This window comes from Pseudomonas sp. JAI111 (assembly GCF_024809425.1).
Taxonomy (GTDB): Bacteria; Pseudomonadota; Gammaproteobacteria; order Pseudomonadales; family Pseudomonadaceae; genus Aquipseudomonas.
This window is the reverse complement of the sequence record NZ_JANUCB010000003.1, coordinates 432,923-443,593: the sequence shown is the minus strand read 5'-3', so window position 1 is coordinate 443,593 and position 10,671 is coordinate 432,923. Positions and strand designations below refer to the sequence as shown.

At 56.8% G+C, this 10,671-nt stretch carries 11 protein-coding genes; 4 read left to right on the top strand and 7 right to left on the bottom strand.

From position 1 onward, the window contains the following. Window positions 1–8 precede the first annotated feature (8 nt). Window positions 9–1,391, bottom strand: coding sequence for an SrfA family protein (locus HNR03_RS12990; protein WP_259153989.1), 1,383 nt, complete (start codon window positions 1,389–1,391; stop codon window positions 9–11). A gap of 267 nt (window positions 1,392–1,658) precedes the next feature. Here HNR03_RS12990 and HNR03_RS12985 point away from each other — a divergent pair, with 267 nt between their 5' ends. Beyond that, window positions 1,659–2,873: an aldose 1-epimerase family protein gene (locus HNR03_RS12985; RefSeq protein WP_259153988.1), complete on the top strand. Its 1,215-nt coding sequence runs from the start codon at window positions 1,659–1,661 to the stop codon at window positions 2,871–2,873. Between the two features lie 52 nt (window positions 2,874–2,925). On the opposite strand, the gene HNR03_RS12980 is transcribed toward HNR03_RS12985, so the two are convergent. The 6 genes from HNR03_RS12980 to HNR03_RS12955 all read right to left on the bottom strand — a co-directional run bounded on the left by HNR03_RS12980 (window position 2,926) and on the right by HNR03_RS12955 (window position 7,881). After that, window positions 2,926–3,228, bottom strand: coding sequence for a hypothetical protein (locus HNR03_RS12980; protein WP_090178112.1), 303 nt, complete (start codon window positions 3,226–3,228; stop codon window positions 2,926–2,928). Further along, window positions 3,215–3,748 (bottom strand): hypothetical protein, encoded by a 534-nt coding sequence (locus HNR03_RS12975; RefSeq protein ID WP_259153984.1) that lies wholly within the window; start codon window positions 3,746–3,748, stop codon window positions 3,215–3,217. Before HNR03_RS12975 ends, HNR03_RS12980 begins: the two co-directional genes overlap by 14 nt. 99 nt (window positions 3,749–3,847) lie before the next feature. Next, entirely contained in the window at window positions 3,848–5,341 is a 1,494-nt protein-coding gene (locus tag HNR03_RS12970) for a YifB family Mg chelatase-like AAA ATPase (protein WP_259153983.1), read from the bottom strand. A gap of 558 nt (window positions 5,342–5,899) precedes the next feature. Continuing rightward, the gene (locus tag HNR03_RS12965; protein WP_259153982.1) at window positions 5,900–6,436 is read right to left on the bottom strand and encodes an N-acetyltransferase; all 537 of its coding nucleotides are present in this window, start codon (window positions 6,434–6,436) and stop codon (window positions 5,900–5,902) included. A gap of 211 nt (window positions 6,437–6,647) precedes the next feature. After that, window positions 6,648–7,169, bottom strand: coding sequence for a Bro-N domain-containing protein (locus tag HNR03_RS12960; RefSeq protein ID WP_259153981.1), 522 nt, complete (start codon window positions 7,167–7,169; stop codon window positions 6,648–6,650). 445 nt (window positions 7,170–7,614) lie between these two features. Then, window positions 7,615–7,881, bottom strand: a complete 267-nt coding sequence (locus HNR03_RS12955; RefSeq protein WP_259153979.1) for an accessory factor UbiK family protein — start codon at window positions 7,879–7,881, stop codon at window positions 7,615–7,617. A gap of 417 nt (window positions 7,882–8,298) precedes the next feature. Between HNR03_RS12955 and glnK the strand changes: the two genes are divergently transcribed. The 3 genes from glnK to HNR03_RS12940 all read left to right on the top strand — a co-directional run bounded on the left by glnK (window position 8,299) and on the right by HNR03_RS12940 (window position 10,652). Further along, on the top strand, window positions 8,299–8,637 hold the full coding sequence (gene glnK, locus HNR03_RS12950; RefSeq protein WP_002555808.1) for a P-II family nitrogen regulator: 339 nt from the start codon (window positions 8,299–8,301) through the stop codon (window positions 8,635–8,637). 37 nt (window positions 8,638–8,674) lie between these two features. Continuing rightward, entirely contained in the window at window positions 8,675–10,012 is a 1,338-nt protein-coding gene (locus tag HNR03_RS12945) for an ammonium transporter (protein WP_222588976.1), read from the top strand. Window positions 10,013–10,226: 214 nt separating this feature from the next. Beyond that, window positions 10,227–10,652 (top strand): secondary thiamine-phosphate synthase enzyme YjbQ, encoded by a 426-nt coding sequence (locus HNR03_RS12940; protein WP_222588975.1) that lies wholly within the window; start codon window positions 10,227–10,229, stop codon window positions 10,650–10,652. Window positions 10,653–10,671: the final 19 nt, after the last annotated feature.

The window sequence follows — 10,671 nt, the reverse complement described above, 5'->3', positions numbered from 1 at the left end:
TTCCGTTTTTATTCGGCCACGTGCCGCATGGACATGGGGAATTGTTCTTTGCCATAACCGCCGGTGCAGTCTGCGACTGTGGTCGCCCCTTTGCGGCAGTTGACCTTGGGCATGTCGTAAGTGCTGCCGTCGGCGCACACGGCCTGACCCTGGCTGTCGATGGCCAGGCTGCCTCCCTTCATGGTAGCGCTCACTGGCCCGCTGCACTTGGTGCCGTCGGCCTGGTGCACGGTGACTTCGCCCTTGCCGTCCTTGAGCTGGTACTCCAGACGCAGGGGTTTGCCGGTTCGGCGATCCTGAATACCGGCACCGGCGCGGAACTGACCGTCGAGGAACTTGGCGGCACCGTCGGCTGCATCTGGCGGAATGCTCAGGGGCGGGCCGGGTTTTGTGGCGGTGGATTTTTCGGCCTCGGGCGATGTGATATCCGGCGGCGCAGTTTTGTTTTCGGGTGGCGTGGTTGGCAATTCGGCGGCCGGGTCTGCTGCCGGGTCTTTGCCGGGATCTTGGGTCACGCCGGCGGGCGCTGTGTCAGCCTCGCTACCTTCGACCGCCGGCGCTTCCACGCCATGAGTTCCGGTCACGGCGGTGTCGGTTCCCGTGGTGGAGCCCACCACAGTGCCGTTCACCGGAACGCCATTCAACGTCGTGACATTGCCAGTCAGTTTCGGCTCTTCCAGTTGTTTTTCCACCGGCACGATGCCCTCAGGCAGCAGGTCTACCGCCACCGACGGAATCGGCACGCAACCGCGCAGGCCGAGCAGCAGCCACAAAAGCAGCAGCAGGAGTGGCAGCAGTAACAGCCACCACCAGCGACGCCACCATGGACGGGCAACCACCGGCACGACAGGCACTACAGCAGGCGCGGGTTCGACCTCAGGTGGAAGCGTGAACGCGGGCGGAACCTGATAGAGGCAGTGCAGGGGATCGCGAGTACCGTTACCGGCATGCTCGAAACCCCAAAAGGTCAGCACCGGTTTGCCCTGCACCAGGTAGACGAAATTCTCGTCGGGGAAATGAATGACGCGCTTGAGCAGCTTGCCGAACACGGCTTTGTCGCCTTGCTGCGGTTCGCCGGAATCAGTGACCAGGAAACGCTGGCTCAACTCTTCGAGCGCGGTTTTCAGCGCTTCAAGTTGGCGGCGGGCAGGGGCGCGTTCTTCTTCGGTCGCACTGCTCCACGGAATTACATCGCCGTCGAGGCCGCTGTACCAGTCGATCTGGTTACCGAGCTCATCGCTTTGAGGGATGGCCAGATGATCGACCAACTCAGGATTTTTGCGGCGAATGGCTTCGCGCAATTGCAAGGCAGCCCGGTAGACCGGTTGACCTGTTTCGCCCAGGGCAATGAATGACCCGCTCTTACCGCTGCGTAATAGTGCCCCGCGCATTCAAACTCCATATGTTCCGTTGCGCAAAATTGACAGACAAAGGTGTCTGCGCTTGCTCCTGCAATTAGCTGGTGACCTTAATGTCATAATGATGTCGCCGTCAATTAGCGGAGGTCCAAAACCGTATGAGACTAGCGTAAGTGTGCAGAGGTTGCATGAGGTCAATTTGAATTGACTTGGGAAGGCTAGGAGGGGGGCTTTTTTAAGCTTGCTGAAACGTTTCATCAGCGTTATAAAAAACGCACAACTCCAAGAAAGGCTTTCTCCATGAACCCGCTCAAACTCGCTATCGCCTTCGGGGCGCTCACCGCTGCCTCTCACGCCCTGGCCTGGGATTACGTGCTGCTCGACAGCGACAAGGCTCCCCAGAATTGGCAGATCACCAGCCAACAACTCGGGGTGAAGACCGACCGACCTTTTTCCGTGACCCTTCGCACCTTGCACGGCGGTCGGCAAGAGGGCGTCAGCATCGTCGACATCGATAACGGCACGATGAAACTCTCGGTGGTGCCGACTCGCGGGATGAATGTCTTGCAGGCGTCGGTCGGAACTGTGCGCATGGGCTGGGATTCGCCGGTCAAGGACGTGGTCAATCCGTCCTTCATCGAACTCAACGGCCGAGGCGGACTGGGTTGGCTCGAAGGCTTCAACGAACTGGTCGCCCGCTGTGGTTACGAATGGGTCGGCCACCCCGGCATCGACAACGGCGAACTCCTGACCCTGCACGGCCGCGCCGCCAACATCCCCGCCAGCAAAGTCACCCTGCACATCGACGAAAAACCGCCTTACGCCATCAGCCTGCGTGGCGAGCTGAAAGAGCAGGCGTTCAAGAAAGTCGACTTCTCCGTCGCGACCGAGTTGGTCACCGAACCCGGCAGCGTCGCGTTCGCCCTCAACGACACGCTGACCAACAACGGCGACTATCCAAAGGAATACCAGGCGCTGTACCACAGCAACTTCAGCACTCCTTTCCTGGAACAGGGCGCGCGGTTTGTTGCGCCGGTGAAACAAGTGTCGCCATTCAACGACAAGGCCAAAGGGGATTTGCCGGATTGGCAGACTTACCGTGCGCCGACCAAGGACTACGACGAGACGGTTTACAACGTCGTGCCTTACGGCGACGCCAAGGGCGATACGCTGACCGTGCTGCATAACAAGGCCGGGAGCCTTGGAGTGTCGGTTGGGTTTAATACTCAGCAGTTGCCAGTGTTTTCGCTGTGGAAAAACACCGATACGCAAGGGCAGGGTTATGTCACCGGATTGGAGCCTGGGACTAGCTTTTCCTACAACCGCCGGTATCAGCGGCCGCTTGGTCTGGTGCCGATGATTGGGGTTAAAGAGCAGAAGCAGTTTCAGATCCGGTATAGCTTGCTGGCGGATAAAGGGGCGGTGGATAAGGCTTTGAAGACGGTGAGCGATATTCAGGGTGGTCGGGAGACTGAGGTAAGGCAGGCGCCGTTGGTGGATTTGACCAAGGAGTAAGCGGCCTTGCGAGATGAGCGGTGGAAGTCTGTGTTCACCGCTCATCAAAAGGTTAAAAAGGAAGTCTCATTTCTGAGGCTTGTGCCGCATCAAACAGACGCCTGATGAAATCGAAGTCGTTCCAGGTTTGGTTGGTATAAAATCGATGCTCCTTATTTCCGATCTCATCGATGTAATAGATAACGTACTCCGCATATTTCTCGTCGGCGTTGAAGCTGTAACGCAATGAAAGAGAAAAGTCATTTTCCTTGAGTTTCACAAATGAGTTGTTGTCGTCATAACTCCAGGAGAATTCTCCTCTCTCCGTTCTCGCGGTGAGTGCTTTGATGAAATCGAGAAATCTAGGCGGTAGCATATTGACGCCCTCTGGCCGGGTTAACCTTTTCGAGGTTTTCTTTGATGTTTTCAAGATTGTGGTGAAGAAGAATTCTGATCGGTTTTTCGAGCGGAGCGTTTGCCGTCGCGAAAATCCCTTTTCTGATGGTGATTTCAGTTTCTCCAAGGATATTGTCAATCCTTTCGAACTCCTGACCTGTACCGGGTATTTTGGCAAATAGAATTCTGAAATGCTGATAGCACTTCAGCGCCAATGGATAGTTTTCAGTGTCCACATAACCTGCTGCTTCATTGAGCGTCGCAAGGCATTCGCTGACGGCTGAGGCGCCTTCTACAGCCTTTGCTTCCTTCAGCACTTTCTTGGCCTCTGCACTGATGCTGCGTGAGTAACGAACACTGTGCAGAACTTCGGATATTGAAATGATTAGCGCAACGATAGTTATCACCGTGCCAACGTAGGAAAAGTTATTTAGCGACGTCGGAGAGGCGACAACGATTTCCTGCTGCAGGAGTGCAGTCCACACGATGGCAATGCTCATCAGGCAATAAACGAATCTGATCCAATGACTCTTTAGTAACTCCATTTATTACTGACGCTCTCTTAAGTGATCTGAATGATTTGCTGTGATGGTCATCAATTACGCTGAGGTCGGCCGATATTGCAGCGCTTCCGCCAAATGCTCGCGTGTAATTGCATTTACTTGTTCAAGGTCCGCCAACGTGCGTGCGACCTTGAGCAGTCGATGGGCTGACCTGAGTGACAAGGTCAAACGCTCGCAAGCAGTTTCCAGCCACGCCTCGTCGGTTGTGGATAACTTGCAGTGTCGACGCAGCCCTGGCAAATCAAGGAATGCGTTGGCACAGCCTTGGCGTTTGTTTTGAAGCTCCCGGGCGTCTGCGACCAGTACCGCAGCAGTGGCGGTGTCGTCACCGGGTTTGAGCGCAGGATTCAGAGCCGTGGCTTCTCGGGCGACAGTCAGGTGCAGGTCGATCCGATCCAGCAGCGGCCCCGACAATTTGTTGCGATAACGCTGGACCATGTCCGGTGTACAACTGCATTTGCCGCTGGGTTCGCCAAGATATCCACAGGGGCACGGGTTCATCGCGGCTACCAATTGAAAGCGCGCCGGAAACCTCACGCGATCCTTGGCGCGGGAAATCACGATGTGCCCGGACTCCAGCGGTTCCCTTAACACCTCCAGCACCTTGCGATCGAATTCCGGAAGTTCGTCGAGGAACAACACGCCATGATGGGCGAGGGTGATTTCGCCGGGTTGCGGCTTCGAACCGCCACCAACCAAGGCCGGACCCGAGGCGGAGTGATGGGGCTGACGGAAGGGTCTTTGCGGCCAGTGGCTCAAGGGCACGCAACTGGTGACGGATTGAATGGCTGCGACTTCCAACGCCTCGTTTTCAGCCAATGGAGGAAGCAAACCTGGCAAACGACTCGCCAACAGGGTTTTCCCGGTGCCCGGCGGTCCGCTAAACAGCAAGTTGTGAGCCCCGGCCGCCGCAATCAGCAAGGCGCGCTTGGCCGAGATTTGCCCCTGCACCTCATTCAAGTCCGGATAGGGTTTGCTGGCGTAGAGCAAGCCATTGGAAACGTAGGGTTCAACCGGCGTATGTCCGTTGAAGTGCGCAACGGCTTCCAGCAGGTGGTCCACGGCAAACACCTTCAACCCGGACGCCAGGCACGCCTCCTCGGCGTTCGCCCGCGGCACCATCAACGAACGCCCGGCTTTGCGTGCAGCCAGTGCAGCCGGCAACACACCTCTGACGGCACGTACCGCGCCGGACAACGCCAACTCTCCCAGGCATTCAATGTCATCCAGCGTCAACGTCGGCACCTGCACACTGGCTGACAGAATCCCCAATGCAATCGCCAGATCGAAACGTCCGCCGTCCTTCGGTAAGTCCGCAGGCGCGAGATTCAGCGTGATGCGCCGCGCCGGGAATTGCAGACCCGAGTTGATGATCGCGCTGCGTACCCGATCCTTACTTTCCTTCACCGCCGCTTCGGGCAAACCGACCATCGTCAGCGATGGCAAGCCGTTGGCCAGATGGACTTCGACGGTAACGGCGGGCGCATCCACGCCAATCTGGGCGCGGCTGTGGACGATGGAGAGGGACATGGTCGTTCCTTGAACTTTACGGGAACCGCTTCCTGCGGTTTTTTGAAGGGTAGTCGGGGGCGCGTGATGGCGCAGGTGCCAAATCTTCGCAGGATGTTGCGAGTGTCTTTCTGATGGGTGAAGCGTAAGGGAGTGGGGATTTGCGACGTAATCAGTCGCGGGATGAGGTTGTTGTAGGACGTTGCCTGGATCTATGAAGGACGGTGGCGAAATCTGAATCGAAGGCGAAAAAAAACCGCTTAAAAGAAGCGGTTTTTTATGTGCGGGCTTCGGTGAGGCTAAGACCTGCAAATCCTCAACAGACACACTCACGTTACCGAACCAAGCGGGTGACTCTGTTGGGCACAGCTGGGTTCAGATTCTTACTCCGGCTAGCAGGCCGGCAGGCTCAAGTTCTTTGCCTCGAGTTGCACCGACTTCAAGAAAGCGTCGTTGATTCGCAGACACGTTTCCGGCCAAACGGAGCGCCTCGACATGAAACTCATAAATTAATAACAGCTTGGCCTTTCGTTTTTTTGAGTTCATAGACATCTCGTGTGTCTGGATCATGAGTTGATGTTATTGGCCATCCACGTAAATGACAAGGCGGTTGGTCTCGTCAAAATTGAATCCGAGCTCCTGATAGTACGAGACAACGTTAGGGGCAGGATCTTGTATCTCGATCTCTTTGCACCCCAGCATCCGCGCATAAAATTCTGCCGCCAATAGCGCCATTTGAGCGATCGATCCGCGAAGTGGATGAGTTTTGTCCGGGTGCCCCTGCAAAAGGATGATCTTTATGCAAACAGTGCTCCTTCTTGGGGTTGCATAGCACAGGCCACATAGCATTTGTGCATACCAGATCGCCAAATCGAAACCCTTGGCGTCCTTACACTTCCAGCCCGGGATGCTATCCCATGGATACAGGACTGCTTCTGTCCACAGATGAGAGGCATCTATCGCAGCAGAGGTAATAGGATCAAAACTGATGACCGACATATCTATCTCTAGACCTTGAGCTGCACAGTCTTTGGCGAAGGTTTTGTGCGCGAGCTTCCTTGCGTTCGATTTGAGAGTCTGGTCGCGCAGTTCCGTACCTTTTCCTTTTCTTCTCATCGCTCGTGTTCTGTTGGGATCAGGGCGATGAAAGATAAAGGGCTGGAGAGTGCTCCGTAATCAGGCGCGGGAGCCGCGTTCTGTAGGACCGAACTGGGATTATTGAAGGGCGTTAGATCAAAAGCTTTCAGATGTAGGAAATGGCAGCGTTAGCCGTAGGCTAGTGCTGCCAGAAGACATACATATGCAGTTTGTGTGGTGCTATTGGTTGTTAAAGCGATTGCAACATCCGCGAAGCACGTTTCCACCACGGCGCATAAACCGCAGACTGCGGCCGTTCACTATCCGCCAGCATCTGCGGAACATCCTGCAATCGAATCCACGGCTGGTTATTCCAGTGCAACAAACTCAACGACATCTCGGGCCAGTTCAGCAGGCTAAGGATCGGGCGTTCGGTTGCGGTGGGTTGTTGGGCGTCTCTGAGGGCTGGCACTACGTCGTGGGTCAGCCATTCGCGCAGGCCTCGGTATTCGGGGCAGTAGTGGTAGACGAGCAGGGCGTAGACGCCGGATTCGCTGATCAGCAGGGTGTTTTCGAGGGTGCCGTGGATGAGTATCCGCAAGGTCTGGTGCTGGTCGGGATCGAGTTTGCGGACGGCGCGTTCGTCGAGGAAGAGGCGAAGCAGACGACCCAGGTCTCGGGCGCTGAACCAAGGCTGGTTTTCGATCAAAAGCGCGTGAAGGTGGAGTTTGTGGCGGGTGAAGACGTGAGGGATTAGATAGTTTTCATTCATGGTGCAGCTCCCGGATGCGAATTAAGGAAACTGCCTCTGATCGTCGCCAAACGAAAAGGGTGGCAGCTATGCGCGGGTTGGCGAACCGGTGCATCCGGAAACCGGCAGACCCGAAGGTCTCCCACGCACAGCCGCCATAATTCGAGATGGGAATAATTCCCTGATTCGAACGTGGTCGCGATGCGTTTAGATGCTATCCAGGTCGCCAAACCCAGTGCTGAATATTCAGCTGAGATGAGCTTAGGAACCTAGGCTTCGCGGCGCTATCGGACGGCGGTGTGATCTTTGTAGGACGTTGCCGAGATGGTGGCGGGGCGGAGGACGAATGATCGTTCCCACGCTCTGCGTGGGCATGCATCCCGTGACGCTCTGCGTCACATCCCAAAGCGGAACGCGGAGCGTCCCTGGCGGCATTCCCACGCAGAGCGCGGGAACGATCATTCAGTTACTCGGATTCGGCAGGCGGATTCAGCTTCGCTTCGAGCTCCGCCATCTTCGCCTCAAGACTCTCCAACCGTGCCCGGGTCCGCGCCAGCACGACCATCTGGCTGTCGAACTCTTCGCGACTCACCAGATCCAGCTTGCTGAAGCCACTCTGCAACAAAGCCTTGAACTGGCTTTCGATTTCGCTTTTCGGCAATGGGGTTTCGCCGCTGAAAAGGCGTGAGGCGGTGCCGGTCAGGGCGTCGAGGAAGTCTTTGGGTGCGAGCATGGCAAATGTCCTGTCAACAATGGCGGGCAGTGTATCACGCAGTGTCTATAGTCAATTCCAGCGGCAGGGATGCACGCTTTTCGCGCATGCGGACGGACGGCATCGCACCGTTGTTGTGCGTAACGCGTCAGGTGTTGCGGTGATGTGGTGGGTATCTGCGGCCAAAGGCTTGAAAACAGTAGGTTTTGTGGAGATGGCAAGCTTTCTGCTTAGTCAGTAGTAACCCATGCACTGATGCAGTCGCTGTGACGAATGCAGTGCGCCAAGCGGAACGGGGAGTTGTTTCGTGAGGAGCGGTTAGCTGGCGTCGGACGGGCAGGTAAGGTCGACGATGCGTTACAAAGCCAGGCACTGCGCTTAGACTTGAGTCGGGTTTGTTTTCCTGGGGCAAGTCCACCAATTCGGGAGAGAGTTTTCATGAAGCTAGTCACTGCCATCATCAAGCCGTTCAAACTGGACGACGTGCGCGAATCGCTGTCCGAGATCGGCGTGCAGGGCATTACCGTTACTGAAGTCAAAGGCTTCGGTCGGCAGAAGGGTCACACCGAGCTGTACCGCGGCGCGGAGTACGTGGTCGATTTTCTGCCCAAGGTGAAGATCGATGTCGCCATTGACGACAAGGATCTGGACCGGGTTATCGAGGCGATAACCAAGGCTGCCAACACCGGCAAGATCGGTGACGGCAAGATCTTCGTGGTCAATCTGGAACAGGCGATTCGCATCCGTACCGGCGAAACCGATACCGACGCGATTTAAAAGCCGCCACAAACCCAACGCCCCAGGAGAAAACAATATGACTCTGCGTAAATTCGCAGGGCTAGGAGCCCTGTTGTCCCTCGTAATGCCCGGCCTGGCTATGGCGGCAGATCCGGCGGCGCCTCCAGTCCTCAATTCCGGCGATACCGCCTGGATGATGACCTCGACAGCCCTTGTGCTGTTCATGACCATTCCCGGCCTCGCGCTGTTCTACGGCGGCATGGTTCGTTCCAAAAACGTTCTTTCGTTGATGATGCAATGCTTCGCCATTACCGGCCTGGTCACCATCCTGTGGTTCATTTATGGCTACAGCATGGCGTTCGATACCACGGGGATGGAAGCCAACGTCGTCAACCTCAACTCCTTTGTCGGCAGCTTTGCCAAGGCCTTCCTCGCGGGCATCACGCCTGCCAGCATTACTGGCCCGGCGGCGCTGTTTCCTGAGGCGGTGTTTGTCACCTACCAGATGACGTTTGCCATCATCACTCCGGCGCTGATCGTCGGTGCGTTTGCAGAACGGATGAAGTTCTCCGCGATGCTGGTGTTCATGGGGATCTGGTTCACCGTGGTTTACGCGCCGATTGCGCACATGGTCTGGAGCGGTCCGGGTTCGTTGTTGGGCGACTGGGGCGTGCTCGATTTCGCCGGCGGCACCGTGGTGCATATCAACGCCGGTGTGGCCGGCCTGGTTGCCTGCCTGGTGTTGGGCAAGCGTAAAGGTTTTCCGACCACCCCGATGGCTCCGCACAACCTCGGCTACACCCTGATGGGCGCCGCGATGTTGTGGGTCGGCTGGTTCGGTTTCAACGCAGGTTCTGCTGCTGCTGCCAACGGCACTGCCGGCATGGCGATGCTGGTGACTCAGATCGCTACCGCCGCAGCAGCCTTGGGCTGGATGTTTGCCGAGTGGCTGACCCACGGTAAACCTAGCGCACTGGGTATCGCTTCGGGCGTGGTTGCCGGTCTGGTTGCGATCACTCCGGCGGCAGGTACCGTTGGCCCAATGGGCTCGATGATCATCGGTCTGGCAGCGGGCGTGGTGTGCTTCTTCTGCGCCACCACCCTGAAACGCAAACTCGGTTATGACGATTCCCTGGACGCCTTCGGTGTGCACGGTATCGGCGGTATCCTCGGCGCGATCCTGACCGGTGTCTTCGCTGCACCGTCCCTGGGTGGCTTCGGCACCGTGACCGACATCGCCGCACAAGTCTGGATTCAGTGCAAAGGCGTGGGCTTCACGGTGATCTACACCGCGATCGTCACCTTCATCATTCTCAAGGTCCTGGACGCTGTCATGGGCCTGCGTATCACGGAAGAAGAAGAGGCTGTCGGCATCGACCTGGCGCTGCACAACGAACGCGGCTACAACTTGTAAGCACGCGCATAAAAAACTTGCCCGGCTTGCCGGGCATTTTTTTGTCCGGGATTTGTCCATGAAGGAACTGCTGAAAGGTTTTTTCCTACATGTTTAGTGGTGTTTACGGCGGGCGTTTTTCTGCGGCCAATGGCTTACATGATTGAAGGAATATTAGGGCCTTTGTTTTTTCCCAGAGCGCGCTAGAATGCGCCCCGAACGTGCGGAGAACTGTATGTGGCAACAGACTCTGATAACCCTGCGGGCAAGGCCCCGGGGCTTTCATCTGGTAACGGACGAGTTACTCGCCGGCTTGCCTGAAATAAAGGCGTGCCGGGTCGGCCTGTTGCATTTGTGGCTGCAGCATACCTCGGCGTCGTTGACCATCAACGAGAACGCCGATCCGGCGGTACGTCGCGACTTCGAACGATTCTTCAATCGTCTGATCCCACAAGGAACAGACGGCTATGAGCATAACGACGAAGGCCTGGACGACCTCCCGGCGCACTTCAAGGCCAGTGTGCTTGGCTGTCAGCTCAGTTTGCCGATTTCGGCGGGCCGACTGGCGCTGGGGACCTGGCAAGGCGTTTATCTGGGCGAGCACCGTGATTTTGGCGGTGCCCGTAAAGTCCTCGCCACCGTGCACGGTGAAGAGGCATGAGCCGCTGGTCACCAACGGC

Excerpts from the sequence above, each read along its gene's own strand:
- HNR03_RS12955 (WP_259153979.1), bottom strand. The coding sequence starts at position 7,881 with ATGCTCGCACCCAAAGACTTCCTCGACGCCCTGACCGGCACCGCCTCA.
- HNR03_RS12975 (WP_259153984.1), bottom strand. The coding sequence starts at position 3,748 with ATGAGCATTGCCATCGTGTGGACTGCACTCCTGCAGCAGGAAATCGTT.
- HNR03_RS12990 (WP_259153989.1), bottom strand. The coding sequence starts at position 1,391 with ATGCGCGGGGCACTATTACGCAGCGGTAAGAGCGGGTCATTCATTGCC.
- HNR03_RS12980 (WP_090178112.1), bottom strand. The coding sequence starts at position 3,228 with ATGCTACCGCCTAGATTTCTCGATTTCATCAAAGCACTCACCGCGAGA.
- HNR03_RS12960 (WP_259153981.1), bottom strand. The coding sequence starts at position 7,169 with ATGAATGAAAACTATCTAATCCCTCACGTCTTCACCCGCCACAAACTC.
- HNR03_RS12970 (WP_259153983.1), bottom strand. The coding sequence starts at position 5,341 with ATGTCCCTCTCCATCGTCCACAGCCGCGCCCAGATTGGCGTGGATGCG.
- HNR03_RS12985 (WP_259153988.1), top strand. The coding sequence starts at position 1,659 with ATGAACCCGCTCAAACTCGCTATCGCCTTCGGGGCGCTCACCGCTGCC.
- glnK (WP_002555808.1), top strand. The coding sequence starts at position 8,299 with ATGAAGCTAGTCACTGCCATCATCAAGCCGTTCAAACTGGACGACGTG.
- HNR03_RS12940 (WP_222588975.1), top strand. The coding sequence starts at position 10,227 with ATGTGGCAACAGACTCTGATAACCCTGCGGGCAAGGCCCCGGGGCTTT.
- HNR03_RS12965 (WP_259153982.1), bottom strand. The coding sequence starts at position 6,436 with ATGAGAAGAAAAGGAAAAGGTACGGAACTGCGCGACCAGACTCTCAAA.
- HNR03_RS12945 (WP_222588976.1), top strand. The coding sequence starts at position 8,675 with ATGACTCTGCGTAAATTCGCAGGGCTAGGAGCCCTGTTGTCCCTCGTA.